25 protein-coding genes are annotated in these 25,228 nt (G+C 68.1%); 14 read left to right on the top strand and 11 right to left on the bottom strand.

Features of this window, described 5'->3' with window-relative positions:
• Positions 1–98: 98 nt before the first annotated feature.
• Positions 99–1,034 carry a LysR family transcriptional regulator gene (locus FOZ76_RS22330; protein WP_143950466.1) on the top strand — a complete coding sequence of 312 codons (936 nt, stop codon included), beginning with the start codon at positions 99–101 and terminating at the stop codon, positions 1,032–1,034.
• On the opposite strand, the gene murB is transcribed toward FOZ76_RS22330, so the two are convergent.
• Entirely contained in the window at positions 1,031–2,053 is a 1,023-nt protein-coding gene (murB, locus tag FOZ76_RS22325; protein ID WP_143950465.1) for a UDP-N-acetylmuramate dehydrogenase, read from the bottom strand. The genes FOZ76_RS22330 and murB overlap by 4 nt on opposite strands.
• A 56-nt stretch (positions 2,054–2,109) precedes the next feature.
• Between murB and FOZ76_RS22320 the strand changes: the two genes are divergently transcribed.
• Complete coding sequence (locus tag FOZ76_RS22320; protein WP_143950464.1) at positions 2,110–2,595, top strand: YajQ family cyclic di-GMP-binding protein; 486 nt, start codon at positions 2,110–2,112, stop codon at positions 2,593–2,595.
• A gap of 78 nt (positions 2,596–2,673) precedes the next feature.
• On the opposite strand, the gene FOZ76_RS22315 is transcribed toward FOZ76_RS22320, so the two are convergent.
• Complete coding sequence (locus FOZ76_RS22315) at positions 2,674–3,099, bottom strand: VOC family protein (RefSeq protein WP_143950463.1); 426 nt, start codon at positions 3,097–3,099, stop codon at positions 2,674–2,676.
• Positions 3,100–3,231: 132 nt separating this feature from the next.
• On the opposite strand from FOZ76_RS22315, the gene FOZ76_RS22310 reads away from it, so the two are divergent.
• Positions 3,232–4,119: a LysR family transcriptional regulator gene (locus tag FOZ76_RS22310; RefSeq protein WP_143950462.1), complete on the top strand. Its 888-nt coding sequence runs from the start codon at positions 3,232–3,234 to the stop codon at positions 4,117–4,119.
• A gap of 82 nt (positions 4,120–4,201) precedes the next feature.
• Here FOZ76_RS22310 and folE2 read toward each other — a convergent pair whose 3' ends face one another.
• The 4 genes from folE2 to FOZ76_RS22290 all read right to left on the bottom strand — a co-directional run bounded on the left by folE2 (position 4,202) and on the right by FOZ76_RS22290 (position 8,248).
• Positions 4,202–5,005 (bottom strand): GTP cyclohydrolase FolE2, encoded by an 804-nt coding sequence (gene folE2 / locus FOZ76_RS22305; RefSeq protein ID WP_143950461.1) that lies wholly within the window; start codon positions 5,003–5,005, stop codon positions 4,202–4,204.
• 120 nt (positions 5,006–5,125) lie between these two features.
• Positions 5,126–7,012, bottom strand: coding sequence for a 1-deoxy-D-xylulose-5-phosphate synthase (gene dxs / locus FOZ76_RS22300; RefSeq protein ID WP_143950460.1), 1,887 nt, complete (start codon positions 7,010–7,012; stop codon positions 5,126–5,128).
• A gap of 44 nt (positions 7,013–7,056) precedes the next feature.
• A complete protein-coding gene (locus tag FOZ76_RS22295; RefSeq protein WP_143950459.1) occupies positions 7,057–7,977 on the bottom strand; it encodes a polyprenyl synthetase family protein in 921 nt (306 codons plus the stop codon).
• Positions 7,978–7,987: 10 nt separating this feature from the next.
• Positions 7,988–8,248 (bottom strand): exodeoxyribonuclease VII small subunit, encoded by a 261-nt coding sequence (locus FOZ76_RS22290; RefSeq protein ID WP_143950458.1) that lies wholly within the window; start codon positions 8,246–8,248, stop codon positions 7,988–7,990.
• Between the two features lie 362 nt (positions 8,249–8,610).
• Here FOZ76_RS22290 and FOZ76_RS22285 point away from each other — a divergent pair, with 362 nt between their 5' ends.
• From FOZ76_RS22285 to FOZ76_RS22255, 7 genes are all read left to right on the top strand, one after another.
• Positions 8,611–9,765: an aromatic ring-hydroxylating oxygenase subunit alpha gene (locus FOZ76_RS22285; protein ID WP_143950457.1), complete on the top strand. Its 1,155-nt coding sequence runs from the start codon at positions 8,611–8,613 to the stop codon at positions 9,763–9,765.
• Positions 9,766–9,945: 180 nt separating this feature from the next.
• Positions 9,946–11,415, top strand: coding sequence for a tRNA (N6-isopentenyl adenosine(37)-C2)-methylthiotransferase MiaB (miaB, locus tag FOZ76_RS22280; protein WP_211366433.1), 1,470 nt, complete (start codon positions 9,946–9,948; stop codon positions 11,413–11,415).
• Positions 11,412–12,458, top strand: coding sequence for a PhoH family protein (locus FOZ76_RS22275; protein WP_143950455.1), 1,047 nt, complete (start codon positions 11,412–11,414; stop codon positions 12,456–12,458). The genes miaB and FOZ76_RS22275 overlap by 4 nt, the downstream gene beginning before the upstream one ends.
• Positions 12,455–12,946 (top strand): rRNA maturation RNase YbeY, encoded by a 492-nt coding sequence (gene ybeY, locus FOZ76_RS22270; RefSeq protein WP_143950454.1) that lies wholly within the window; start codon positions 12,455–12,457, stop codon positions 12,944–12,946. The genes FOZ76_RS22275 and ybeY overlap by 4 nt, the downstream gene beginning before the upstream one ends.
• Positions 12,947–13,066: 120 nt before the next feature.
• Positions 13,067–14,752: a long-chain fatty acid--CoA ligase gene (locus tag FOZ76_RS22265; protein WP_143950453.1), complete on the top strand. Its 1,686-nt coding sequence runs from the start codon at positions 13,067–13,069 to the stop codon at positions 14,750–14,752.
• Between the two features lie 2 nt (positions 14,753–14,754).
• Positions 14,755–15,945 (top strand): acyl-CoA dehydrogenase family protein, encoded by a 1,191-nt coding sequence (locus tag FOZ76_RS22260; RefSeq protein WP_143950452.1) that lies wholly within the window; start codon positions 14,755–14,757, stop codon positions 15,943–15,945.
• Positions 15,946–15,962: 17 nt separating this feature from the next.
• Positions 15,963–17,105 carry an acyl-CoA dehydrogenase family protein gene (locus tag FOZ76_RS22255; protein WP_143950451.1) on the top strand — a complete coding sequence of 381 codons (1,143 nt, stop codon included), beginning with the start codon at positions 15,963–15,965 and terminating at the stop codon, positions 17,103–17,105.
• Positions 17,106–17,275: 170 nt separating this feature from the next.
• On the opposite strand, the gene FOZ76_RS22250 is transcribed toward FOZ76_RS22255, so the two are convergent.
• From FOZ76_RS22250 to FOZ76_RS22235, 4 genes are all read right to left on the bottom strand, one after another.
• On the bottom strand, positions 17,276–18,256 hold the full coding sequence (locus FOZ76_RS22250; RefSeq protein ID WP_143950450.1) for a Bug family tripartite tricarboxylate transporter substrate binding protein: 981 nt from the start codon (positions 18,254–18,256) through the stop codon (positions 17,276–17,278).
• A 290-nt stretch (positions 18,257–18,546) separates the two neighbouring features.
• Positions 18,547–19,359 carry a crotonase/enoyl-CoA hydratase family protein gene (locus FOZ76_RS22245; protein WP_246129703.1) on the bottom strand — a complete coding sequence of 271 codons (813 nt, stop codon included), beginning with the start codon at positions 19,357–19,359 and terminating at the stop codon, positions 18,547–18,549.
• Positions 19,360–19,389: 30 nt separating this feature from the next.
• Positions 19,390–20,142: an enoyl-CoA hydratase/isomerase family protein gene (locus tag FOZ76_RS22240; protein ID WP_246129702.1), complete on the bottom strand. Its 753-nt coding sequence runs from the start codon at positions 20,140–20,142 to the stop codon at positions 19,390–19,392.
• Between the two features lie 158 nt (positions 20,143–20,300).
• The gene (locus FOZ76_RS22235) at positions 20,301–21,506 is read right to left on the bottom strand and encodes a CaiB/BaiF CoA transferase family protein (protein WP_211366396.1); all 1,206 of its coding nucleotides are present in this window, start codon (positions 21,504–21,506) and stop codon (positions 20,301–20,303) included.
• Positions 21,507–21,600: 94 nt separating this feature from the next.
• On the opposite strand from FOZ76_RS22235, the gene FOZ76_RS22230 reads away from it, so the two are divergent.
• The 4 genes from FOZ76_RS22230 to hpaR all read left to right on the top strand — a co-directional run bounded on the left by FOZ76_RS22230 (position 21,601) and on the right by hpaR (position 24,800).
• Positions 21,601–22,503, top strand: coding sequence for a LysR family transcriptional regulator (locus tag FOZ76_RS22230; protein ID WP_143950447.1), 903 nt, complete (start codon positions 21,601–21,603; stop codon positions 22,501–22,503).
• 110 nt (positions 22,504–22,613) lie between these two features.
• Positions 22,614–22,985 carry a DUF423 domain-containing protein gene (locus FOZ76_RS22225; RefSeq protein WP_143950446.1) on the top strand — a complete coding sequence of 124 codons (372 nt, stop codon included), beginning with the start codon at positions 22,614–22,616 and terminating at the stop codon, positions 22,983–22,985.
• 239 nt (positions 22,986–23,224) lie between these two features.
• Positions 23,225–24,325, top strand: coding sequence for a mechanosensitive ion channel family protein (locus tag FOZ76_RS22220; RefSeq protein WP_143950445.1), 1,101 nt, complete (start codon positions 23,225–23,227; stop codon positions 24,323–24,325).
• A 34-nt stretch (positions 24,326–24,359) separates the two neighbouring features.
• Positions 24,360–24,800: a homoprotocatechuate degradation operon regulator HpaR gene (gene hpaR, locus FOZ76_RS22215; protein ID WP_143950444.1), complete on the top strand. Its 441-nt coding sequence runs from the start codon at positions 24,360–24,362 to the stop codon at positions 24,798–24,800.
• Between the two features lie 25 nt (positions 24,801–24,825).
• Here hpaR and FOZ76_RS22210 read toward each other — a convergent pair whose 3' ends face one another.
• Positions 24,826–25,194: a TonB C-terminal domain-containing protein gene (locus FOZ76_RS22210; RefSeq protein ID WP_143950443.1), complete on the bottom strand. Its 369-nt coding sequence runs from the start codon at positions 25,192–25,194 to the stop codon at positions 24,826–24,828.
• Positions 25,195–25,228 lie beyond the last annotated feature (34 nt).

Raw genomic sequence — 25,228 nt, 5'->3', positions numbered from 1 at the left:
TAATTCATTGCTCTGTAAGCTGATTCATATCTAAGTCTGGGCGGCGCGAGTCACGGCGACATGCGTAACCCGCCACTACCCCAGCCGCTGCCCCCGCCATGCTCAACACCCGCCTGCTTCGCCAGTTCATCGCGGTTGCGGAAGAACTCAACTACACGCGCGCGGCACAGCGCGCCGGGATTGCGCAATCTCCGCTCAGCCAGGCCATTCAAAGGCTGGAGAGCCACCTCGGTACCCAGCTCTTCTTGCGCAACAAGCGTTCGGTGGCGCTCACCCCGGCGGGCAAGGTGTTTCTCCAGGAGGCCTATCACTGGCTGCGCTACGAAGCCGCCGTGCTCGAACGCACGCGCTCGGCGAACGAGGGCACCCTGGGCGCGGTGGCCATGGGCTTCATCGGCAGCGTCGGCTACGGCTTCATGCCCGATCTGGTCGCTCGCTTTCGCCGCCGCCGGCCCGGCGTGCGGCTGCGTCTGGCCGAGATGACCAGCCGCGACCAGATCGAACAGCTCAAGCGCAGAGACCTGGACGTCGGTCTGCTGCGCACGCCGCTGCCCAGCAACGAGCCCCAGCTATGCACCCAGCCGTTCGCGCGCCACAAACTGATGGCCGCGCTGCCTTCCCAGCATCGCCTCGCGCAACGTGCCTCGCTGGATGTGGCGGAGCTTGCCGGCGAAGCCTTCATCGCCTTCTCGCGCGACAAGGTGCCGGCCTCGCATGCCCAACTGCTCTCCGTGTGCGCCGCAGCGGGGTTCCAGCCGGCCATCGAGCAGGAGGCCTCGCAGATCGCGAGCGTGATCTGCGTGGTGGCCGCCGGCCTGTGCGTTGCCCTGGTACCAGGCAACCTGGCCTCGCTGATCCATCCCAAGGTGCGTTACGTGCCGCTATCGCATGACGAGCCAGCGCTCTACCAGGAGATCTCGCTGGCCTGGCGCCACGGCGACGACAACCCGGCCTTGCATGCACTGCTGGAATTGGCGAGAGAATTCAGCGACGAGATGACGGCGCCGGCGCGCGCACCGGAAAGCCGCGCCTAGCCGGCGGCCGGCACCTGCACCGGCTCGGCCTCGAGCATCACCCCAAAGCGCGCCGCCACGTCCGCGACGACCGCATCGGCCAGCGCCTGCACGTCGCGCCGCTCGGCACCGCCGTAGTTGACCAGCACCAGCGCGTGGCGCTCGTGCATGCCCACCCGGCCGAGCCGGCGGCCCTTCCAGCCCGCCTGTTCGATCAGCCAGCCGGCTGCGAGCTTGACCCGGCCGTCGGCCAGCGGCCAGGCAGGCATGCGCGCCGCCTGGGCACGCAGCCGCTCGGCCAGCGCGGCGGGCACGATGGGGTTCTTGAAGAAACTGCCGGCATTCGGCAGTTGAGCGGGGTCAGGCAGCTTGGCGCGGCGGATCGCGCAAACCGCATCGAAGACGGCCTGCGGGGTCGGGGCGCCATCGCGCCATTCGGGCCGTTCGCGCAGGTCGGGATACGACAGCCTGGGCGTCCAGGCCGACGGCAGCCGAAAGCGCACCGCGGTGATGAGCCATCGTCCGGGCTCGCGCTTGAAGCGGCTGTCGCGATAGGCGAAGGCGCTGGCGTCGGACGTGAACCGCACCCACTCGCGCGCGTGGCGATCATAGGCGGTCACGCTCTCCAGGCGCTCGCAGACTTCGACGCCGTAGGCGCCGATGTTCTGCACGGGCGCGGCGCCCACCGTGCCGGGAATGAGCGCGAGGTTCTCCAGCCCGCCCCAGCCCTGCGCGACGCAGTGCGCGACGAAGCCATGCCAGGATTCTCCCGCGGCAGCCTCGATGATGACGTCGCCCGCATCGTCCGGCAGGCGGCGTATCCCGGCCAGGCGTATTAGCGCCACGGTGCCCGGAAAGACGCGGGGCAGGACGACATTGCTGCCGCCGCCCAGCACGAAGGCCGCCGGCGCCTGTGCGAACAGGCGCTCCACCGCATCCAGGCGATCCAGCGCGACCACCGTGCGTGCATGCGCCTGTAGCGCCAGCGTGTTCAGGCGCGAGAGATCATGGAGGGCGGGGGATACGGCGGCAAGAGGCACCCGCGAATTATGTCATACTCATTTGGATCGACAGACCCGCTTTCCAGGAGTACGACATGCCTTCATTCGACGCCGTTTGCAAGCCCGATACGGTGGAGCTGCGCAATGCGGTCGAGCAGGCCAACAAGGAGATCGGCAACCGCTTCGACTTCAAGGGATCGGATGCGCGCGTGGACCAGGGCGAGAAGGAACTCACCGCCTACGCCGACAGCGACTTTCAGCTCGACCAGGTGATCGACATCCTCTTGAACAAGATGACGCGCCGCAACGTGGACGTGCGCTTTCTCGACCGCGGCAAGGTCGAGAAGATCGGCGGCGACAAGGTCAAGCAGGTGCTCACCGTGCGCAACGGCATTCCCCAGGAGAATGCCAAGAAGATCGTGGCCCTGGTGAAGAACAGCAAGATCAAGGTCCAGGCGAGCATCCAGGGCGACAGCGTGCGCGTGCAGGGCGCCAAGCGCGACGATCTGCAGTCGATCATCGCCATGCTGCGCAAGGACGTGCAGGATATTCCCCTCACCGTCGAGAATTTCCGCGACTGAAGGCGATCACCCGCCGAGCCACCGACCCGCTCCGGCCTGCCCGGCGCGGGTTTTGTTTTGTCGGGCGCGCGCCCGCGCTCACTTCGCGAAGAGCTGCCCGAGGTCCTTGAAGGCCTTGAACTCCAGCGCGTTGCCACAGGGGTCGAGCAGGAACATGGTGGCCTGTTCGCCAACCTGGCCCTGGAAGCGCACATAGGGTTCGATCACGAACTTGGTGTCGAAGGACTTCAGCCGCTCGGCCAGGGCTTCCCACGCCTCCCAGCCCAGCACCACGCCGAAATGCGGCACCGGCACGTCATGGCCGTCCACCGGGTTGGTGTGCGCGTGATCCTGCGAGGCGGTCTTGGGATGCTCGTGAATGACGAGCTGGTGGCCGAAGAAATCGAAATCCACCCACTGCTGGCTCGAACGCCCCTCCGCCAGGCCGAACACTTCGCCGTAGAAGCGGCGCGCGGCGGGCAGGTCGTAGACCGGGATGGCAAGGTGAAAAGGCGACAGACTCATGGCGTAGGCTCCGTATCGAGGTCGGCCCCGCAGCGCCAGCCAGCGCCACAGGTGGATGGACGACATGGTAGTACGGTCCAAATCAAAATAAAATCAATATATATTTTTCGAAAACACAAAAATTATTGATCCATGATCCGTGAACTGCGCACCCTCCTCGCCGTGGCCCGCGAAGGTACCTTCGCGCGGGCCGGCGCCAAGGTCGGCCTGACCCAGGCGGCGGTGAGCGCCCAGATGCGGCGGCTCGAGGAAGGCCTGGGCTTCGCCCTGTTCGAGAAGCACGGCCGGGCGGCGCAGCTCACGGCCCGCGGCACGCAGGTGCTGGCGCAGGCCCAGGAGCTGCTCGCCCTCTACGAGCAGCTCGGTTCGGCGGGCACGGCCGAGGCCGGCGTGACGCGCATCCAGCTCGGGGCGATCGCGTCGATCCAGCGCACACTGCTGCCCGACGCGCTCGCGCGCTTTCACCGCGAGCACCCGAACGCGCACACGCGCATCGTGCCGGGCGTATCGATCGACCTGGTCAACCGGGTCGATGCGGGCGAACTGGATCTGGCCGTGGTCATCCGCCCGCCCTTCGGCCTGCACAGCGACCTGCACTGGAGCACGCTGGTGCGCGAGCCCTTTCGCCTGCTGGTGCCGCGCACGACGCCCGGCGCGGACTGGGCCGAACTGCTCGCCACCCAGCCTTTCGTGCGCTATGAGCGGACCTCGTTCGGCGGCCGGCAGGTCGAGCGCTTTCTGCGCGAGCGCCAGTTGCGCCCGCACGAGGTGTGCGAAGCCGACGAGCTCGAGGCCATCGTGCGGCTGGTGGCCGACGGCGTGGGCGTCGCCCTCATGCCCGAGCCGGTGATGCACGGGGCCTGGCCGCGCCGCGTACGCGCGCTCGACCTGGGCGAGCAGACATTCCATCGCGACCTGGGCTTGGTGTTTCGCACGCACCCCGCACCGGCGGGCGCACTGGCCTCGCTGATCGCCTGCATCGACGCGCAGGCCGCGGCGGCGCAACGCGGGCGCAAATGAACGAAGACCCCGCGCGCCGTGGGCACGCGGGGTCTGGACGGCGCCCTGGCATACACCAGGGACGGCTGCGATGTCCGGTGGCTCAGCCTTCGACGACGGCGTAGGCCGAGTGGTTGTGGATCGACTCGAAGTTCTCGGCTTCGACCACGTAGCTCGCCACGCCCGGATGGATCGCGATCCGCGCGGCGACATCGCGCACCAGATCCTCGACGAACTTGGGGTTGTCGTAGGCATGCTCGGTGACGAACTTCTCGTCGGTGCGCTTGAGCAGGCCCCAGAGCTCGCACGAGCCCTCGCTCTCGATGGCGCGGATGAGGCCGTCCATCGAGAAAGCCTCGCCCTCTTCCAGCACCACGGCCACCGTGACGTGCGAACGCTGGTTGTGCGCGCCGTACTGCGAGATGGTCTTGGAGCAGGGGCACAGGCTGGTCACCGGCACGACGACCTTGACTTCACGCTGCACGCCGCCGGTGGTGGCGCGCGCGGTCCAGGTGACTGCGTAGTCGAGCAGACTCTGCACGCCCGAGATGGGCGCCGTCTTGTTGATGAAATACGGAAAGCTCGCGATCAGTTCGCCCCGCTGCGCATTGAGCAGCCCGAGCATCTCGGCCGCCATGGCCGAGAACCCGTCCAGGTCGGCCGGCGTGCGGCGATGCTTCTCGAGCAAGGCCACGAAACGCGACATGTGCGTTCCCTTCTGATCTGCAGGCAGCGCGACCGTCAGCGTCCAATCGGCCACGGTGGGCATGGCTTCGCCATCCTCGCCCGCGACGATGAAGGGGTGCCTGACGCCGCGAATGCCCACGCGTTGGATCGCGATCTGGCGGGGGTCGTAGCTGGACTGCACATCGGGCATCGCCAGCGCGGAATCGAGAGGAGAGTTCATGGCAATCTGAAAAGCGGGACCAGGCAGCATTATGACCCGAATCCCGACTGTATTGGTAAGGTATTACCTATCGTTCCGATAGTATCACCTGGGCAAAACGACAGCCCCCTGACGGGACGTTCAAGCCGCGGCCACGTCGGGACGAGCGTAGAGATCGCCGAAACGCTGTCGTATCGCGCGCTCGATGCCGGTGGCGTCCAGCCCCAGGCCGGCAAGCAGCGTGGCCTGGTCGCCATGGTCGATGAACCGGTCCGGCAGGCCGAGCTGCAGCAGCGGCAGCACCACACCGGCCTCGCCGAGAACTTCGCCGACGGCGCTGCCGGCACCGCCCATGATGCAGCCCTCCTCGACCGTGACCAGCGCAGCATGCGCGGCCGCGGCCCGCAGGATGGCCTCGCGGTCGATGGGCTTGACGAAGCGCATGTCGAGCACCGTGGCGTCCAGCGCCTGCGCCGCCGCCATGGCCGCCGGCAGCAGCGTGCCGAAGACCAGCAGCGCCACCTTGCCGCCCTCGCGGCGCAGCACCGCCTTGCCGAGCGGGACGGTGGCCAGACCGTCGCCCGCGGCCACCCCGGCGCCGCTACCGCGCGGATAGCGCACGGTGGCCGGCCCCGGATGCTGGTAGCAGGTGCTGAGCAGCAGCCGGCACTCCGCCTCGTCGGACGGCGTGGCCACCACCATGTTCGGAATACAGCGGGTGAAGGCGATGTCGTAGTTGCCCGCGTGCGTGGCGCCGTCCGCGCCGACCAGCCCGGCGCGGTCCAGGGCGAAGGTGACGTCCAGGTTCTGCAGCGCCACGTCGTGGATCAGTTGATCGTAGGCGCGCTGCAGGAAGGTCGAATAGATCGCCACGACCGGCTTCTGGCCCTCGCAGGCCAGGCCCGCGGCAAAGGTCACGGCGTGCTGCTCGGCGATGCCGACGTCGAAGTAGCGCCCGGGAAAGCGCTTCTCGAACTCGACCAGGCCGCTGCCCTCGCGCATGGCGGGCGTGACACCGACCAGGCGCGCATCGGCCGCGCCCATGTCGCACAGCCAGTTGCCGAACACCTGGGTGAAGGTCTGGCGCGCCGGCTTGCTGGCCGGACGGATGCCCACCGCGGGGTCGAACTTGCCGGGACCGTGGTAGAGCACGGGGTCGGCTTCGGCGAGCTTGTAGCCCTGGCCCTTGCGCGTGACCACGTGCAGGAACAACGGCCCGGTCTGGTTGCGCAGGTTCTGCAGCGTGGGCAGCAGTGCATCCAGGTCATGACCGTCGATCGGGCCGAAATAATGAAACCCCATCTCCTCGAACAGCGTGGCCGGCCCGACCATGCCCTTGGCATGGTTCTCCACCCGCCGCGCGATCTCGAGCACCGGCGAGGGCATGTGCTGCAGCACCGCCTTGCCCATGTTGCGCGCGGCCGCGTAGAACGAGCCGGACATCAACCGCGTCAGGTAGCGGTTGAGCGCGCCCACGGGAGGCGAGATCGACATGTCGTTGTCGTTCAGGATGACGAGCAGGTCGATGTCCGGCGTCACGCCGCCGTTGTTGAGCGCCTCGAAAGCCATGCCGGCCGTCATCGCGCCATCGCCGATCACGGCGATGTGCTTGCGCTTGACGCCCGCGTTGCGCGAGGCCACGGCCATGCCGAGCGCGGCCGAGATCGAGGTGGACGAATGCGCGGTGCCGAAGGCGTCGTACTCGGATTCCGAACGCTTGGGAAAGCCCGAGATGCCGCCGGCCTGGCGCAGCGTCGCCATGGCGTCGCGCCGTCCGGTCAGGATCTTGTGCGGATACGTCTGGTGACCGACATCCCACACGATGCGGTCGTGCGGCGTGTCGAAGACATGGTGCAAGGCGATGGTCAGCTCGACCGTGCCCAGGTTGGAGGACAGGTGCCCGCCGGTGCGGGATACGGAGTCGAGCACGAAGCTGCGCAGCTCGCCGGCCAGCGTGTCGAGTTGTCCGCGCGTCAGTCGGCGCACGTCCGCCGGCGACTGGATGCGGTCCAGCAAATCAGTAGTCATGCCGCGATTATCCAATATCGTCAGGGAATGCCGCGCCAGACCCGTCAACGGTCGCGCAACACGATGTAATCCGCCAGCCCGGCCAGCGGCTCGATGCGCTGGCCCTCGCCCAGCTCCCGCAGCGCGTTGTGGGCCTCGATGCGCAGCGCCTCGGCCAACTCGCGCGCGCGCTCCAGGCCCAGCAGCGAGACGTAGGTCGGCTTGTTCTCGGCGGCGTCCTTGCCCGCGGTCTTACCCAGCGCGGCACTGTCCGCGCTCACGTCCAGCACGTCGTCCACCACCTGGAAGGCCAGCCCGATCGCCTGGGCATAGGTATCCAGGCTGCGCCGCATCGGCGAAGCGGCGCCCGCCACCACGGCGCCCAGTGCGACACTCGCGCGCAGCAGCGCGCCGGTCTTCATGCGGTGCATGGTTTCCAGCTCGTCCAGGCTCAGCCTGCGGCCGACACTGTCCAGGTCGATCGCCTGGCCACCGACCATGCCCAGGCTGCCGCTGGCCTCGGCCAGGGTACGCACGGCCTGGGCCACCAGCGCGGGCGCGATCGGCATTTGCGCCAGGCAGCCGAAGGCGAGCGGCTGCAGTGCGTCGCCGGCCAGCAGCGCGCAGGCTTCGTCGAACTGCACGTGCAGCGTGGGGCGCCCGCGCCGCATGACGTCGTCGTCCATGCACGGCAGATCGTCGTGCACCAGCGAATAGGCATGGATGAACTCGACCGCGGCGGCGGCGGCGTCCAGGCCATTGGCGACCGGTTGCGTCGCGCTGCCGCAGGCCGCGCCGGCGGCATACACCAGCGCGGCGCGCACCCGTTTGCCGCCACCGAGCACGGCGTAGCGCATGGCGTCGTGCAGGCGCGCGGCGGGCACGTCCTCGGCCTTGGGCAGATGGCGCGCAAGCGCGTCCTCGCAACGGCGGCGGGCGCTCTCCAGCCAGCTCGCGAACTGCGGCAATGTCGTGATGGTGCTCATACGATATGTCTCAGGCATCGCCGCGAACGTCGTCGGCGTCCAGGGGTCTCAGCAAATCCGCGTCCAGCACCTTGACCTGCTGCTCGGCCGCCGCCAACTGCTGCTGGCAGACGCGCACCAGGTCGACCCCCTTGCGATAGGCCAGCAACGAGGCCTCGAGCGGCAGATCGCCACGCTCGAGTTCGGCGACCAGGGCTTCGAGCTGCCCGAGGGCGGCCTCGAAATTCTGCGGGGTCCCGGCGTCGCCAGGCTTCTGGGGGTTGTCGCTCATGGCTGGCTCCTGCGCCGTGCGCGCTGCCGCTACGGCGGCGCGGGGCGAAAACGAAAGGCGAGCATTGTAATGGAAGCGGGCGGCTGCAGGCCGGGGGAACACCCCGGGTCGCTGGCGGTCGAACGCTGCTTGGAGGTACAATGTAAAGTTTGGTTGATCCAAGCGATCAAATTTTCTTCGCGCCGCCCTGAACGGTAATTTTCCGGGAAAAGTCGGCCACACCACTTTGGCGTCTTCTACCCGGGTATGCGGGCGATGTGTCATCGATGCGTTTTGAGCGCAGGGCGAGCCCGCCTTTGCGCAGCGCGACGTGGCCCACCGACTCCAGACTTGGCGACGTCGTACGCTACGCGGAGGGAATCATGACCGATATCGGTCGCATGGCACATGTGGCAGCCAGCCGGGCGCAGTTGCCCGTCACCGCCTACTTCGACGAATCGATCTTCAAGCGGGAACTGCAAACCATCTTTCAGCAATCGGCGCTGTACGTTGGGAGCGAGAAGCTCGTGCCCAACGTCGGCGACTATCGCACCCTCCTCCAGGAGGACGGCGGGCGCGCGCTCGTGCGCAACCCTCAGGGCGTGGAGCTGCTCTCGAACGTCTGCCGCCACCGCCAGGCCATCATGCTGGGCGGCGCGGCGGGCAACGTATCCGGCCCCGAGAACTCGGCCGGCAACCTGCGCGCGCAGGGCGGCAACATCGTCTGCCCCCTGCACCGCTGGACCTACGACGCCCGCGGCCAACTGCTGGGCGCGCCGCAGTTCGAAAGCACGCCCTGCATGAACCTGCAGCGCTTCCCGGTACAGAACTACAAGGGCCTGCTGTTCGAGGGCCCGCGCGACGTGGCCAAGGACCTCGGCGAACTGCTGGGCCGCCCGGAGTTCGACTTCTCCGACTACGTGCTCGACAAGATCGAGGTCCACCAGTGCAACTACAACTGGAAGACCTTCATCGAGGTCTACCTGGAGGACTACCACGTCGGGCCTTTCCATCCGGGCCTGGGCCGCTTCGTGACCTGCAACGACCTCAGTTGGGAGTTCGCCCGCCAGCACAGCCTGCAGCGCGTGGGCGTGCACAATGCGCTCGCGCAACCGGGTTCGGACGTGTACCGCCTGTGGCACGACCGCCTGCTCGAATACCGCGACGGCAAGGCGCCCGACTACGGCGCGATCTGGGTGACCTACTTCCCCACCCTGATGATCGAACTCTATCCGCACGTGCTGGTGATGTCCACGCTGTACCCCAAGGGCCCGCAGGAGACGGTCAACATCGTCGAGTTCTACTACCCCGAGGAAATCGCCGCCTTCGAGCGCGAGTTCATCGAGGCCCAGCAGGCCGCCTACATGGAGACCGCGGTCGAGGACGACGAGATCGCCGAGCGCATGGACGCCGGGCGCCGCGCGCTGATGCAGCGCGGCACCAGCGAAGTCGGCCCGTACCAGTCGCCGATGGAAGACGGCATGCAGCACTTTCACGAGTGGTATCGCGACACCATGGGCGACGCGATCCGGGACTGACGCCCTGCGCCACCGGGCACCGCGCGACGCCGGCATCTTGCCGGCGTCGCCGTTTCCGGTGCGGGCGACACCGCCTTGAAACCGATACCGGCCATGCCCGTACCCGACACACCCGATCGCGCCAAGGCTACAATGGCCGGTTTTCCCGCCCCCGGACTCAACAACCGTTACGGCAATCGCATGGACACCACCCGTTCGCCGGAAACCCCGGCAGGCGCGCCCAGTCGCGCGCGCAAAGTCTATATCCGCACCTTCGGCTGCCAGATGAACGAGTACGACTCGGCCAAGATGGCCGACGTGCTGCACGAAGGCCAGGGCCTCGAACTCACCGGCAACGTCGAGGAAGCCGACGTCATCCTCTTCAACACCTGTTCGGTGCGCGAGAAGGCGCAGGAAAAGGTGTTCTCCGACCTCGGCCGCGCCAAGCTGCTCAAGCAGGCCCGCCCGGACATCGTGATCGGCGTGGGCGGCTGCGTGGCCAGCCAGGAAGGCGCCGCGATCGTGCAGCGCGCGCCCTATGTGGACGTGGTGTTCGGCCCGCAGACGCTGCACCGCCTGCCCGAACTGATCGCCCGCAGCCGCGCCGAACGCCGTTCGCAGGTGGACATCAGCTTTCCCGAAGTCGAGAAATTCGACCACCTGCCGCCTGCGCGGGTCGAGGGCCCGAGCGCCTTCGTTTCGATCATGGAAGGCTGCAGCAAGTACTGCAGCTTCTGCGTGGTGCCGTATACGCGCGGCCCGGAGGTCTCGCGTCCGTTCGAGGACGTGCTGACCGAGATCGTCGATCTCGCCGAACTCGGCGTGCGCGAAGTGACGCTGCTCGGCCAGAACGTCAACGCCTACCGCGCGCCGCTCGGCGACGGCGAAGTCGCCGACTTCGCCCTGCTCCTCGAATACGTGCACGACGTTCCGGGCATCGAGCGCATCCGCTACACCACCTCGCACCCCAAGGAAATGACGCCGCGCCTGATCGAGGCGCACGGCAGCCTGCCCAAGCTGGTGCCCTTTCTGCACCTGCCCGTGCAGGCGGGCAGCGATACCGTGCTGGCGGCGATGAAGCGCGGCTATACCTCGCTCGAGTTCAAGTCCATCGTGCGCAAGCTGCGCGCGGCGCGCCCGGGGCTCACGCTGTCCTCGGACTTCATCGTCGGATTTCCGGGCGAGACCGAGGCCGACTTCGAGAAGACCATGCGGCTCATCGAGGACGTCGGCTTCGACACCTCGTTCTCCTTCGTGTACTCGCGCCGCCCGGGTACGCCCGCGGCCGACCTCGAGGACGACACACCGCAGTCGGTCAAGCTCGAACGCCTGCAGCGCCTGCAGGCCCTCATCAATGCGCAGGCGCAGGCGATCAGCGCGGCCATGGTCGGCACCGTGCAGCGCGTGCTGGTCGAAGGGCCGGCCCGCCGCAACGGCGACACCGACCTGATGGGGCGTACCGAGAACAACCGCATCGTGAACTTCACCGCCCCGGCGCGCCTGATCGGCCAGATGGTCGACGTGCGCATCACCGAGGCCTATCCGAACAGCCTGCGGGCCGACGTCGTCACGCGCGACGGCATGGCCAATGCTGAGGATTCGACCAGCGCCGCCGCCGTCGGCGCATTCGACAAGGCGCGCGGTCTGCGCCAGGAGACACTGGCCCCATGACAGCTCCCCGCACGCGTAGCAAGCGTGTTCGTCCCACCGTGGTCGTCCTGGACGGCGACAACACCCACCTCGCCAACCTGTGCGGCCCGCTCGACGACAACCTGCGCCAGCTCGCTGCGGCCTATTCGGTCGAGATCGCGCGCCGCGGCAACCGCGTCACGCTCACCGGCGAGCGCGCCGACGAGGCGGCCGTCGCCCTGAACTTCCTGCACGTGCGGGCGCGTCATCGCCCCCTGTCGGTCGACGACGTGCAACTGGGCCTGGTCGAGATCAAGGGCATGCAGCGCGACGCCCAGACGCGCCAGCAGGAGGCCGCGACGGCGGCCGCCGAGCCGGCGCCTGCGCCCCCCGTCCCCTCGCCCGACGAGGACGACGACACCATCGTGCTGCGCACCCGGCGCACGGACCTGCGCCCGCGCACGCCGCGCCAGCGCGACTATCTGAAGAACATCCTCTCGCACGACATCACCTTCGGCACGGGCCCGGCCGGCACCGGCAAGACCTGGCTCGCGGTGGCCTGCGCCATCGATGCCCTGGAACGCGACATCGTCCAGCGCCTGGTGCTGACCCGCCCCGCCGTCGAGGCCGGCGAGCGCCTGGGCTTTCTGCCGGGCGACCTGGCGCAGAAGGTCGACCCCTACCTGCGCCCGCTGTACGACGCGCTCTACGACCTGCTCGGCTTCGAGCGCGTGCAGAAGCTCTTCGAGAAGCAGACGATCGAGATCGCGCCGCTCGCCTACATGCGCGGGCGCACGCTCAACCATGCCTTCGTGATCCTGGACGAAGCGCAGAACACCACGCCCGAGCAGATGAAGATGTTCCTCACGCGCATCGGCTTCGGCAGCAAGGCGGTGATCACCGGCGACCCCTCGCAGGTCGACCTGCCCAAGGGCCAGCGCAGCGGCCTGGCCGACGCCCTGCAAGTGCTGCAGGGCGTGAACGGCATCGCGTTCTCGGGCTTCACCAGCCGCGACGTGGTGCGCCATCCGCTGGTCGCACGCATCGTCGACGCCTACGAACAGGCCGACTCCAACCGCCCATGAGCGAGGGCAAGGTCCGGCTCTCGCTGAGCATCCAGTACGGCGCGACAGCCGCCGAGCTGCCGCGCTGGCGCCTGCGCGGCTGGGCCGAGTCGGCCCTGAACGCGGGCGCCGCAACGCTCGAGGAACCGCCGCAGGCAGCCGAGCTGACCCTGCGCCTGGTCGACGCCGACGAGGGCCGCGCGCTCAATCACGGCTACCGCGAGCGCGACTACGCCACCAACGTGCTCACCTTCGAATACGGCATCGACCCGCAAGGCACACTGCACGGCGACATCGTGCTGTGCCTGCCCGTGCTGCAGCGCGAAGCCGCCGAACAGGGCAAACCGCTGCGCCAGCACGCCGCCCACCTGGTCGTGCATGGCGTGCTGCACGCGCTCGGCTACGATCACCTGGACGAGGAAGAGGCCGCGCAGATGGAAGCGCTGGAAACCCGCATCCTGGCGCGCCTGCGCGTGCCCGACCCCTATCGCGAACGCGATATCGAATAGCCGGTATCCCCCGAAACCGTTCTGCGATGCGGAACGCCCTGGCGGGGGCCATGGACGCTCGCACCGCGACGCAGTTAGACTGAATAAAAAGTATGGCAATCATACAGTTCAGGAGACTGCATGTTCACCCGTCATTACCCCTTTTGGCCGCCTCACGCGTCGAAGACGCTGACCGTGCCGAAGACCAGTCTTTGCTACAACCTCGACGTCGCCGCCACGCGATACCCGGGCAAGCCGGCGATCGTGTACTACGGCGAGGTGATCGACTACACGCGCCTGAAGCGCGAGGTCGAGGCGCTGGCAGGCTACCTGCACGATGTCTGCGGCGTGCGCCGCGGCGATCGCGTGCTGCTCAACGTGCAGAACAGTCCGCAGTTCATCATCGGCTACTACGGCATCCTGCGCGCCAACGCCGTGGTGGTGCCGGCCAATCCCATGCTCAAGGCCGACGAGCTGCGCTACCTGATGCAGGACAGCCAGGCCAACACCGCCGTCTTCGGGCAGGAGAACCTGCCCGAGTGGGAGCCGCTGCTGGCCGACGGCACGCTGCAGCATGGCGTGAGCGCGCCCTATTCGCACTACCTGCCCGCCGAGCCTGCGGTCGGCGCGCTGCCCGACATCGTGCAGGCGCGCACCGTGCCGCTGCCCGACGCACCGGCATCGGCCACGCTGATCGGCTGGAGCGCCATGCTCGAGAGCGGCCATGCCGCGCCCGAACTGACCGTGGGCAGCGACGATCTGGCCGTGCTGCCCTACACCTCCGGCACCACCGGGGCGCCCAAGGGTTGCATGCACACGCACGGCTCGGTGATGAGCACGGCGGCCGCCCAGGCGGTCTGGATGCCCAGCGGGGGCGACCGCATCGGCCTGGCCGTGCTGCCCATGTTCCACGTCACCGGCATGCAGAGCGGCATGAACGTGCCGATCCTGGCCGGCGAAACCTCGGTCGTCATGACCCGCTGGGACCGCGAGGTCGCCGCGCAGCTCATCGAGAAGTACCGGGTCTCGGCCATGGGCGGGATCACCACCATGATGATCGATTTCCTGGCCAATCCCGACGTCGAGAAATACGACCTGTCCTCGCTGCGCTATCTGTCGGGCGGCGGCGCGGCCATGCCGCAGGCCGTGGCCGAGCGCCTGAAGAAGGTGATCGGGCTCGAGTTCATCGAAGGCTACGGATTGTCCGAGACAATCGCGCCGACCCACATCAACCCGCCGCATCGCCCCAAGCAGCAATGCGCGGGCATCCCGATCTTCAACACCGACGCCCGCGTGATCGATGTCGAGACGCGCGAGGAAAAAGGCCCTGGCGAGACGGGCGAGATCGTGGTCAACGGCCCGCAGGTGTTCAAGGGCTACTGGCGCCGTCCGGAGGCCACCGCCGAGTCGTTCATCGAGATCGACGGCAAGCCCTTCTTTCGCACCGGCGACCTCGGCCACTACGATGACGAAGGCTATTTCTTCATCACCGATCGCCTCAAGCGCATGATCAATGCCTCGGGCTACAAGGTGTGGCCGGCCGAGGTCGAGGCCATGCTCTATGGCCATCCGGCAGTCTCCGAGGCCTGCGTGATCGCCAGCCGCGATCCGCACCGCGGCGAGACGGTCAAGGCGGTCATCGTGCTGCGCCGCGACGCCGTCGGCACGGTCGAGCCCGAGGACATCACCGCCTGGGCCCGCGAGAAGATGGCCGCCTACAAGGTGCCCCGCCTCGTCGAATTCGTCGACGCCCTGCCCAAGACCGCCACGGGCAAGGTGTTCTGGCGCAAGTTGCAGGAACTCGAAAACACCAAGGAAAAAGCCTGACCATGGACTTGAACTACACCCCCGAAGAAATCGCGTTTCGCGACGAAGTCCGCAGTTGGCTCGCTGCCAACCTGCCGGCCGACCTGCGCTTCAAGGTCGATCACTACCAGGGCCTGTCCAAGGAAGACATCCTGCGCTGGCAGAAGATCCTGGCCGCCAAGGGCTGGGCCGGGCCGGCCTGGCCCGAGGAATGGGGCGGCCCCGGCTGGGACGCCACCCAGCGCTACATCTTCGAGGAAGAATGCGGTTTCGCCGGCGCGCCGCCGCTGGTGCCGTTCGGTCTGTCCATGTGCGCGCCGGTACTGATGAAATTCGGCACCGAGGCGCAGAAGAAGCACTTCCTGCCGCGCATCCTGAACGGTGACGACTTCTGGTGCCAGGGCTATTCCGAGCCGGGCTCGGGCTCGGACCTCGCCTCGCTCAAGACCCGCGCCGTGCGCGACGGCGATCACTACGTGGTCAATGGCCAGAAGATCTGGACCACGCTCGGCCACTACGGCGACTGGATCTTCTGCCTGGTGCGCACCGACCCCAGCCCGCGCATCCGCCAGGAAGGCATCAGCTTTCTCCTGATCGACATGAAGACCCCGGGCATCACGGTGCGTCCGCTGATCCTGATGGACGGCCACCACGAGGTCAACGAAGTCTTCTTCGACGACGTGCGCGTGCCGGCGGAGAACCTGGTCCATGAAGAAGGCAAGGGCTGGACGGTGGCCAAGTACCTGCTCGGCCACGAGCGGCTGAACACCGGCCGCGTCGGCGTCTCCAAGCGCGAACTCGCCCATCTCAAGGAACTCGCTTCCAAGTGCCCGGCGGGCGGCGGCCGCAGCATGATGGAGGATGCGCGTTTCCGCGACCGCATCACCCGCCTGGAAATCGAACTCGCCGCGCTGGAGATCACCAACCTGCGCTTTCTCGACGAGATGCGCGGCGGCCGCCCGCCGGGCGCGGAGGTGTCCATGCTCAAGATCCGCGGCACCGAGATCCAGCAGGCGCTCACCGAGTTGATGATGCAGGCCGCGGGCAACGCCGCCGCCGCCATCGCGCCCGTCGGTGAACAGGCCGCCGGCGAACTCGATGTGCTCGACATGGCGCTCTCGCCGCGCTATTGCAACTACCGCAAGACGAGCATCTACGCCGGCTCCAACGAGATCCAGCGCAACATCATCGCCAAGATGACCCTGGGCCTGTAAACGCAAGAGAGTCCACGATGAACTTCGAACTAGACCAAGACCAGCAAATGCTGGCGGACTCGCTCCGCCGTTTCCTCGCCGACCACTACGATTTCGAGTCGCGCAAGCGCATCATCGCGTCGGACGCCGGCTACAGCCCCGAGGTGTGGGCGGGCTTCGCCGAGACGGGCCTGCTCGGCCTGCCGCTGCCCGAAGAGGTCGGCGGCTTCGGCGGTGGCGCGGTCGCCCTGATGAGCGTGATGGAAGCACTGGGCGAATACCTCGTCGTCGAGCCCTACCTGCCCACGGTGCTGGCAAGTCGCCTCATCGCCCAGCGTGGCAGCGGCGCGCAGCACGAAGCCATTCTCGGCCCGGTGATCGCGGGCGAACTCAAGCTCGCGCTGGCCCACGGCGAGCCGGAATCGCGCTACCAGGCCGCGCAGGTGGCCACCCGCGCCGAGGCCTCGGGCGACGGCTGGAAACTCTCCGGCAGGAAGCAGTTGGTGTTCGGCGCGCCCATGGCCGACAAGATCGTCGTCAGCGCGCGCACCGCCGGCACCGAGGGCGACGCCGACGGCATTTCGCTCTTCGTCGTGGACGCCAAGGCGCCCGGGCTCAAGATGACGGCCTACCGCACGCTGGACAACCAGCGCGCCGCGGACATTGTCCTGAACGGCGTCTCGGTCTCGTCGGGCGAGCTGCTCGGCGATGCCGGCAACGCCCTGGCCGATATCGAAGCCGCCTTCGACTTCGCCAACACCATGCTGTGCGCGGAAGCGTCCGGCGCGATCCGTTCGGCCAACGCCGACACCCTGGAATACCTGAAGACGCGCAAGCAGTTCGGCGCGCCGATCGGCAGCTTCCAGGCCCTGCAGCACCGCATGGTCGACATGTTCGTGACGCAGGAACAGATGCGCTCGATGCAGTACTTGGTGTGCTCGCGCCTGGACACGCTGGACGACGCGCAGGAACGCGCGCGCATCGCCTCGGGCGCGAAGATCAAGACGGCCGACGCCTGCCGCCAAATCTCCCAGGAAGCGGTGCAACTGCACGGCGGCATGGGCATGACGGAGGAACTGAAGGTGTCCCATACCTTCCGTCGTCTCACCCTGATCGGCCAGCAGTTCGGCGACGCCGACTACCACCTGGAGCGCTACGCGCGTCTGCAGGACGCTGCCTGAGCCTGCCCTGCCGCACCCGGATGCCGCCCAGAGCGCAGCATCCGGGTGTACCTGGCTGGACGCAAGACAGCGCACTGCTTCGTGCGCTTCACCCCGTCTGCCGGCGCCACAGCGGTGCACGCCGCCCGGCTTGAGGCGGCGTGCCTTCGTCCCCGCTGGACAAGCCCCGCCTACTGGCTTGCCTGTATGCCGCGCCGGGTCACCAACGCCTGCCAGCGTCGGGCATCGTTCGCCAGGAAATCCTGGAACTCGGCGGGGGAATTGGGCGTCGCCACGGCGCCCATCGCCTGCAACTGCTGCTGCACCTTGGCGCCGCTCAACGCCTTGTGAATGCCGTCGGACATTCGCTGCACCTGCTCGTCCGATGCCGCGGCGGGCATCACCACGCCGTACCAGCCGCTCGGAACCACGCCCGCAATGCCCTGCTCCTCCAAGGTCTTGACGCCGGGCAGCAGCGCTGACGGCTGTTCCGCCGCCACCCCGAGGGGCTTGAGCTTGCCGCCTTCGATCAGTGCCTGCACGCCAGGAAGATCACCGAAGAACACGTCCACGCGCCGACCCACCAGATCGGTCAGGGCCGGCGAAGCGCCCTTGTACGGAATGTGCAACAGCTTGATGTCCGCGCCTTCCTGGAACATCTCCAGGCTCAGATGCGATGCGCCGCCGACGCCGGAGGACCCGGCGCTGAACTCCTTGCCCCCCCTGGCCTGCTTGACCAGATCGGCTGCGTCGCCGATCTCGGTGGGGGCCCAGGTGACCATGACGGTGGTGGTGTCCGCCACCATGGACACCGCCTTGAAATCCTTGGCGGGGTCGTAGCTCAAGTCGTGATAGAGCGCGGGGTTGATCGTGAGCGCTCCGGCATTGGAGAGGAACAGCGTGCTGTCGGGGTCGGAGGAACGCGCCACGTAGCTCGCGGCGATCATGCCGCTCGCACCCGGTCGGTTCTCGACCAACACATTGCGTCCCAGCGCCTCGCTCAGGTGCTGCGCCAGCACCCGGGCGATCCGATCCGCCGGGCCGCCCGGCGGGAACGCGACGACCACATTGACCGGCGTGGTCGATTCCGCGAGCGCAACATTCGCCTGGACCAGGCCAAGCACGGCCAGCGCCGCGCCAAGCGCCGCACGGCGCATGATATTTGTCTTCATTTCAGTCTCCGCACGGCCGCCCGAAGGAGGCTGAGGCCCCCTTGGGGGGCAGCGAACGCAGTGAGCGTGGGGGGCACTTCCTTTCCGCACGGCCGCCCGAAGGAGGCTGAGGCACCCTTGGGGGGCAGCGAACGCAGTGAGCGTGGGGGCACTTCCTTTCCGCACGGCCGCCCGAAGGAGGCTGAGGCACCCTCGGGGGCAGCGAACGCAGTGAGCGTTGGGGGTCGTTTCATTTCTAGTCTCCTGAACGTTCTTTTCGTCGAAGTGTTCGCACCGGCGCTGCGCCGGCGTCAATGTCCCTTGAATACCGGCATCCGCTTGTCGAGCGCCGCGGCGACGCCTTCCGCGTGATCCTCGGTCCAGTGCGACATGGCCTGGTACAGCCCCGACATCTCGAGTGCACGATCCAGATCCATGTCGCGACAATCGCGGAACAACTGCTTGGTGAAGCGCAACTGGTACGGCGCGTTCCTGGCCACCCGGGCAGCCAGGGCCATTGCCGCTGGCATCAGCCCTGCGTCGTCGACCACCTGGGACACCAGTCCCCAGGCGAGCGCCGTGTCGGCGTCGATGGCGTCGCCAGTGAAAGCCATCTCTCTCGCACGCGCATCGCCGATCAGTCGCGGCAGGACCCACGCGCCACCGTCACCGGGCACGATACCCAGCCGGATGAAGCTTTCGGCCAGCCTGGCCGAGCGCGCCGCGATGCGCATGTCGCACATGCAGGCCAGGTCCAGCCCGGCGCCCGTGGCCGCCCCGTTGATGGCGGCAATGACGGGCACGTTCAGACGGAACAGGGCGCGCGTCACACGCTGAATGCCGCTGGCGTACCGGCCCGGGACGGCCGCCACGGGCCCGCTGCCCGGGCCATTGCGCGCGAGCATGGTCTTGACGTTGCCTCCCGACGAGAACGCCGTCCCTGCGCCCGTCAGGATGGCGACGCGCACCTCCATGTCCTGATTCAGCCGGTCCACGAGCGCCTCGAACTCGCCCGGCACCCCGGGCTCGCTCAAGGCGTTGCGTCGTTCCGGCCGGTTCAGCCGGACCACGGCCACGTGCTCCTGGACCTCGACATCGAGAAAGGGTTGTCCTGCCTGCATCATCAGCATCTCCTCCCGGCGACTCATGCGCCTTCATCTGCCCCGCCACACCGGGGCACGCTTCTCGCGAAATGCCGCCAGGCCCTCGGCCGCATCCGCGCTGTGCAGCACGGGCCTGGCGAGTTCGAACGCATGTTCCAAGGCGCTCGCGCGGTCCAGCCCGGCGCTCTCGTAGACGATCCTCTTGGCCGCGGCGAGCGCCAGCGGCGCATTCGCGGCGATGGCCGCGGCCCAGTGCATCGCGACATCCATGACCGCCTCGTCCGGCACCACGGCGTTCACCAGCCCCATGCGCAGCGCGTCGGCGGCAGAAATGGGCGTGCCGGTGAGCATGACCTGGAGCATGTGCTTCTCGCCGATCATGCCGCGCAACTGCGCCGCCCACGCAGGGACGCGCCCCACCTTGACCTCGGGCAGCCCGAAACGGACGTGTTCGGCGGCGACCACGAGATCGCACATCTGCGCCATGAACCAGCCGCCTCCGAGAGCATCCCCCTGAACGGCGGCGATGACCGGCTTGCTGACGCACACGGTGTCGCCCAGGATCGGCAGGAAGGTCCGGTGCCCGATGCCGGAAGGCTCGGCCATGTCCCGGCCGGAACAGAAGGAACGCTGCCCCGCAGCGCAAAGGACGGCTACCCGCGCGCCCGGGTCCGCTTCGAAACGCGCCCAGGCGTCGAGCAAGGCCGCGCGCATGTCCTCGTTCACGGCGTTGTGCCGCTCGGGCCGATTGAGCCGGACCAGGGCGACGCCGTCGGCGGCCTCGTAGATAACGGCGGCGCTCACTGCTGTACCCTCCTGTCGCTGCGCGACATCCTCCCCGCGGGAGGGAGCGCCCCCTTCGGGCGGCCGGGCGGGGGCGCTCACTGCTGTGCCCTCCTGTCGCTGCGCGACATCCTCCCCGCGGGAGGGAGCGCCCCCTTCGGGCGGCCGGGCGGGGGCGCTCATGCTCCTTCCCGTCCGTGCGATAGCGCCGCCATGACCGCCTCGGTGTGCTCGCCCAGGCCGGGCGGCGGGCGATCGTACTGCGCGGGCGTGCGCGAAAATTTCAATGGACTGCCGAGCACTTTCACTTGCCCGCCGGCCCCCTGGCCGAGCGGGAAGTCGACCGTGAGCCCGGCATGCTGCACCTGCGGATCCGCGAAGGTCTGACGCAGGTCGTTGAGCGGCCCCGCAGGCACGCCCGCATCCGACAGCGCCTGGATCAGCGGCAGGCGCTGCCGATGCGCCATCAGTTCGCGCAGCGCGCACACCAGTGCCTCGCGGTGCCGCACCCGCCCTTCGTTGGTCGCGTAGCGTTCGTCGGCCGCGAGATCCGACGCTGCCAAGGCCTGGCACAGCTTGCGGAACTGCGCATCGTTGCCGACGGTCACGAGGATCGGGCCATCGGCGCACGCAAAGATGTCGCTCGGCACCACGGAAGCGTGCGTGTTCCCCTGCCGGGTGGGCACCACGCCGGACGCAAAATAAGGCACCGCGAGCGTGGCCATCGACGTCACCAGCACGTCGAGCAGGGAAAGATCGATCCGCTGGCCCTCGCCGCTGCGTTCGCGCTCCCAGAGCGCGGTCACGATGCCGTAGGCCGCGTACACGCCCGTCAGGATGTCCGTGAGCGGCACTCCCACTTTCTGCGGACCGGCGCCGGGCTCGCCGTCTTTCTCGCCCGTCACGCTCATGAGGCCGGCTACGCCTTGCAGCACCGCGTCGTAGCCCGGACGATCCGCGTACGGGCCCGTCTTGCCATAGCCGGTGATCGAGCAATACACGAGCCGCGGGTTGCGGCGGCGCAGCGCCTCGTAGCCCAGACCGTAGCGCTCCAGGGTGCCGGTCTTGAAGTTCTCCACCACGACGTCCACCCGGCCAGCCAGCTCGATGATGGCGTCGCGATGCGCCGGATTGCCGATATCGAGCGCCACGGACTTCTTGCCGCGATTGGCGCAGCAGAAATACGCTGCGACGCGCTCGCCATCGCCCTGGTCGACGAAAGGCGGGCCCCAACTGCGGGTATCGTCGCCGGCGCCAGGGCGCTCCACCTTGATCACGTCGGCGCCGAAGTCGGCCATGAGCTGGGTGCACCACGGGCCGGCGAGCACGCGCGAGAGGTCGAGAATGCGGACGTTGTCCAGCGGACGGCCTGGAAATGCGGACATCATGTCTCCTGGGTTCTGGTTGCCCGCATGTTGTCATTACGATTTACTGATGTGAAATACTGAATTCGTACGTCAACAATACGAAAATCGAATCTTGGACATCCGCAAACTGCGCTATTTCGTGGCGGTCGCCGAGGAATTGAGCTTCAGCCGGGCAGCCCGCCGCCTGTCGATCTCCCAGCCGCCCCTCTCGACCCAGATCAAGGAACTCGAGTCCGAATTGGGCGTGCGCCTGCTCGAGCGCTCACCGCGCGAGGTCAAGCTCACCGGCCCTGGCGAGGTGTTCCTTTCCCGGGCGCGCGCCATCCTGGAACAGATCGACGCCGCCGCTGTGTCAACGCGCCGGGCAGCCGACGGCGGCTTTGCCACGATCCGCATCGGCGTCGTGGCCTCGGGATTATTCACCGCGACACCGCTGCTTACCGCCCACGCGGAGCGGATATTTCCGCGCGCGGAGATATCGCTCTTCGAAATGGGCTCGGCCGAACAGTTGTCGGCCGTACTGCGCGAGCAGATCGACATCGGGCTCGTCCACGCGCCGGTCGACGTACCGAACCTGAACTCGCGCCTGCTCACGCGCGAGCCGTACGTCATCGCAACATCGTCGGCCCGGGCCCGCGGGCGTCCTGCGCCCGCGGGCCTGCACGCGTTCGCGGACGAGCCTTTCATCGGCTTCTCGCGCGAGGTGTCGCCCGCGCTCTACGACAATCTCATCGTCGCCTGCCGCCAGGCGGGCTTCAGCCCGAAGCTCATGCACACGGCGCGCCATGTGTTCACCATGCTGCAACTCGTGCGCGAGGATCGCGGCGTGGCACTGGTGCCCGCGTCGGTCGCACAGGCGGGCATCGCGGGAATCGCGCTCTTCGCCCTCACGGACCGGATCAACGAAGTGCGCATCAGCGCAGTCTGGCGCAGCCATCCCTCGCGGCTGGTGCAAGCGCTGGTCGCCGATCTCGCTCCCGCCCTTGCGCTGCCCGACGCCGGGCCGACGCAGTGAACGGATGCCATGTCCGAGCGGGCGGGCCCCCAGGCATGCCGACACCTCGGGTACCCGCACCCGGCAGCTACGCTACACTGCCTGCGCCTGCCATTCATCCGGGAAGCAACATGTCCGAACGCCTGCTCATCGTGTACGCCGCCATCAACATGATCATCGCGGTGGGTGCCGGGGCGTTCGGCGCCCACGGCCTGAAGAACACGCTGTCGGCCGACATGCTCGCGGTCTGGCACACCGGCGTCACCTACCAGGTCATGCATGCGCTCGGCCTCTTCATCCTCGCCCTGCTCTGGCCCAAACTGGGCGCGGCCGTCGGCACTGCAGGCTGGCTGATGCTGGGCGGCATCGTCCTCTTTTCGGGCAGTCTGTACGTGCTGGCGCTGAGCGGGATACGCGTGCTCGGCGCGATCACCCCGATCGGCGGCGTGGCCTTCATCGCGGCATGGGCGGTGCTCGCCTGGGCCGCCTGGCGCCAGGCCTGAGCCGCGCCGCGACAGCCGCTCCGGAATTCGGCGCCGTGGCTTTCCACTGAATTCCAGGCACGCGCGAACGGCCGACGTCCCGCCGATCCGTTACGGTTGGTGTCCCCACGGTTCCGTCGAGTGCCGGATGCGCCGATAATGATGCATCGCAGCATCCTTTCCGTGCCCGCGCCTGTGCGGGCACATCCCTTTACCGGACGCGGGCCGGCCCGCCGCGTCCTTGTACAAGAGGACGGCGCATGGCTTTCGAGTGGCTTTCCGACCCTCAACGCGAACTCGTCGTCGCATGGGCGATTCTCATCGGGGTGTGTTGTGCCGCGCTGCTGGCCGCCTATGCCGCGCACCGCGCGCTGCATGCGCTCCTGCGCCGGCTGACCGCCCAACGGGCCGTGGCCACCCAGATGCTCGCCTACACCGGCCGGGCGAGCCGCGTCGTACTCATGCTCTTCGCGGTGCGCCTCGTCCTGGGCGGCGCCCCTCGGGAACTCGCCGGCCTGGCCGCCGCCAGCCAGGTGCTGAGCATGCTGTTCATCGCCGCCGTCACCTGGTTCGCGATCCGCTGCGTACACGCCATGGGCGCCAGCGTGGCCGCACGCAATCCCTACGAAGTGGCGGACAACCTCAAGGCACGCCGCATCCTCACGCAGACCCGGGTGCTGGTGCGCAGCGCCACCTTCGTGCTGAGTTTGATCGGGCTGTCGTTCATGCTGCTCACCCTGCCCGGCGCGCGGCAGATCGGCGCCAGCCTGCTCGCCTCGGCCGGCATCGTCGGCCTGGTCGCGGGTATTGCCGCGCAGCCGGTGCTAGGCAACTTCATCGCCGGCCTGCAGATCGCCTTCTCGCAGCCCATCCGTATCGACGACGTTCTGATCGTCGAGGGCGAATGGGGCCGCGTCGAGGAGATCACCGGCACCTTCGTCGTCGTGCGCGTGTGGGACGAGCGCCGCCTCATCGTCCCTCTGCGCTGGTTCATCGAAAACCCCTTCCAGAACTGGACGCACCGTTCGGCCAGCATCCTGGGCACAGTGTTCCTGTGGCTGGATTTCTCGGTCCCGACCGAGGCCGTGCGCGCCGAGTTCGAGCGCGTCTGCAAGGGTTCCCAACTCTGGGACGGCCGGGTATGCGTGATGCACATCACCGACGCCAGCGAACGCGCGATGCAGGTGCGGCTGCTGATGAGCGCGCGCGACTCGGGCACCGCCTTCGAGCTGCGCTGCGCCATCCGCGAGGCCATGATCGGCTTCTGCGCCCAACGCTATCCGGACAGTCTGCCGCGCCTGCGCACCTCGTTCGACGCCCCGCGCAGCGAACAGGAACCCACCTGGCAGACGACGGCCTGAGCGCCGCCGCTGCGTTATTGGTTAACATCGCAGCATGAGCCCGTCGTTTCACCATCGCAACCTCCCCCATCTGCTGCTGCACGCACGCGAGACACTGATGGCGCATTTCCGGCCCGTGCTGAACGAGGCCGGCGTCACCGAACAGCAATGGCGGGTCTTGCGCACCCTGAGCGAGACGGGCCCGATGGAGCCCAACCAGATCGCCCGGCAATGCCAGATCCTGAGCCCCAGCCTGACGCGCATGCTGGCCGGCATGGAGCAGGCGGGCCTGATCCGGCGCGAGCGCCAGGAGACGGACCAGCGCCGGCAGGCCATTTCGCTCACCGAGCGCAGCCACGAGCTGATCGAGCGCATGCGTCCCGAAGTGGACCGGCGCTACCGCCTGCTGGAGGAGATCATCGGCAAGGAGCTGCTCGATCGGCTCTATGCCGACATCGACGCGCTCACCGAACGGGTCCGGGCCCTGCCCCGCTGAGCGGGCCGCGGCACCACACCAGGATTCAGCGCACCCGCATCGCCTGGGCGGCCGCACTCACCGTGACCGGCACCTCCACCACGGCGCGCACGTCCGCCGGGTTGGCGCGGCGCACGCGGCTGGCGTTGCGGCAGTCGGCGGTACGCAGGCGGGCCGCCGCCGCCGCATCGAACGCCGGATTGCCCGAACTGCGCTCGGTGCGTACGCCGACGATGCTGCCGTCCACGCGCACCACCAGGGTGTAGACGCCTTCCAGGCGGGGCCGCAGGTGCGCATAGCGCCCGTCCAGGTCGAGCGCGGGGAGCACGCAGACGGGAGCAGCGTGCGCGGACTGCGCGGCCACGAGCGGCGCCCATCCCAGCCACGCCGCGAATGCAAGAACGATCCGGTACATGCGCGCAGGATACCGGAGCCGGCGTCCGGACGTG

Source organism: Verticiella sediminum, assembly GCF_007558815.1.
Taxonomy (GTDB): domain Bacteria; phylum Pseudomonadota; class Gammaproteobacteria; order Burkholderiales; family Burkholderiaceae_B; genus Verticiella; species Verticiella sediminum.
Note: the sequence above shows the minus strand (reverse complement) of the source record. Positions and strands in the feature narration are given on the sequence as shown.

What these genes read in the sequence shown, in the direction of transcription:
- FOZ76_RS22330 (WP_143950466.1), top strand. Translation starts at nt 99, where the DNA reads ATGCTCAACACCCGCCTGCTTCGCCAGTTCATCGCGGTTGCGGAAGAA.
- FOZ76_RS22320 (WP_143950464.1), top strand. Translation starts at nt 2,110, where the DNA reads ATGCCTTCATTCGACGCCGTTTGCAAGCCCGATACGGTGGAGCTGCGC.
- FOZ76_RS22315 (WP_143950463.1), bottom strand. Translation starts at nt 3,099, where the DNA reads ATGAGTCTGTCGCCTTTTCACCTTGCCATCCCGGTCTACGACCTGCCC.
- FOZ76_RS22310 (WP_143950462.1), top strand. Translation starts at nt 3,232, where the DNA reads ATGATCCGTGAACTGCGCACCCTCCTCGCCGTGGCCCGCGAAGGTACC.
- folE2 (WP_143950461.1), bottom strand. Translation starts at nt 5,005, where the DNA reads ATGAACTCTCCTCTCGATTCCGCGCTGGCGATGCCCGATGTGCAGTCC.
- dxs (WP_143950460.1), bottom strand. Translation starts at nt 7,012, where the DNA reads ATGACTACTGATTTGCTGGACCGCATCCAGTCGCCGGCGGACGTGCGC.
- FOZ76_RS22295 (WP_143950459.1), bottom strand. Translation starts at nt 7,977, where the DNA reads ATGAGCACCATCACGACATTGCCGCAGTTCGCGAGCTGGCTGGAGAGC.
- FOZ76_RS22290 (WP_143950458.1), bottom strand. Translation starts at nt 8,248, where the DNA reads ATGAGCGACAACCCCCAGAAGCCTGGCGACGCCGGGACCCCGCAGAAT.
- FOZ76_RS22285 (WP_143950457.1), top strand. Translation starts at nt 8,611, where the DNA reads ATGACCGATATCGGTCGCATGGCACATGTGGCAGCCAGCCGGGCGCAG.
- miaB (WP_211366433.1), top strand. Translation starts at nt 9,946, where the DNA reads ATGGACACCACCCGTTCGCCGGAAACCCCGGCAGGCGCGCCCAGTCGC.
- FOZ76_RS22275 (WP_143950455.1), top strand. Translation starts at nt 11,412, where the DNA reads ATGACAGCTCCCCGCACGCGTAGCAAGCGTGTTCGTCCCACCGTGGTC.
- ybeY (WP_143950454.1), top strand. Translation starts at nt 12,455, where the DNA reads ATGAGCGAGGGCAAGGTCCGGCTCTCGCTGAGCATCCAGTACGGCGCG.
- FOZ76_RS22265 (WP_143950453.1), top strand. Translation starts at nt 13,067, where the DNA reads ATGTTCACCCGTCATTACCCCTTTTGGCCGCCTCACGCGTCGAAGACG.
- FOZ76_RS22260 (WP_143950452.1), top strand. Translation starts at nt 14,755, where the DNA reads ATGGACTTGAACTACACCCCCGAAGAAATCGCGTTTCGCGACGAAGTC.
- FOZ76_RS22255 (WP_143950451.1), top strand. Translation starts at nt 15,963, where the DNA reads ATGAACTTCGAACTAGACCAAGACCAGCAAATGCTGGCGGACTCGCTC.
- FOZ76_RS22250 (WP_143950450.1), bottom strand. Translation starts at nt 18,256, where the DNA reads ATGAAGACAAATATCATGCGCCGTGCGGCGCTTGGCGCGGCGCTGGCC.
- FOZ76_RS22245 (WP_246129703.1), bottom strand. Translation starts at nt 19,359, where the DNA reads ATGATGCAGGCAGGACAACCCTTTCTCGATGTCGAGGTCCAGGAGCAC.
- FOZ76_RS22235 (WP_211366396.1), bottom strand. Translation starts at nt 21,506, where the DNA reads ATGTCCGCATTTCCAGGCCGTCCGCTGGACAACGTCCGCATTCTCGAC.
- FOZ76_RS22225 (WP_143950446.1), top strand. Translation starts at nt 22,614, where the DNA reads ATGTCCGAACGCCTGCTCATCGTGTACGCCGCCATCAACATGATCATC.
- FOZ76_RS22220 (WP_143950445.1), top strand. Translation starts at nt 23,225, where the DNA reads ATGGCTTTCGAGTGGCTTTCCGACCCTCAACGCGAACTCGTCGTCGCA.
- hpaR (WP_143950444.1), top strand. Translation starts at nt 24,360, where the DNA reads ATGAGCCCGTCGTTTCACCATCGCAACCTCCCCCATCTGCTGCTGCAC.
- FOZ76_RS22210 (WP_143950443.1), bottom strand. Translation starts at nt 25,194, where the DNA reads ATGTACCGGATCGTTCTTGCATTCGCGGCGTGGCTGGGATGGGCGCCG.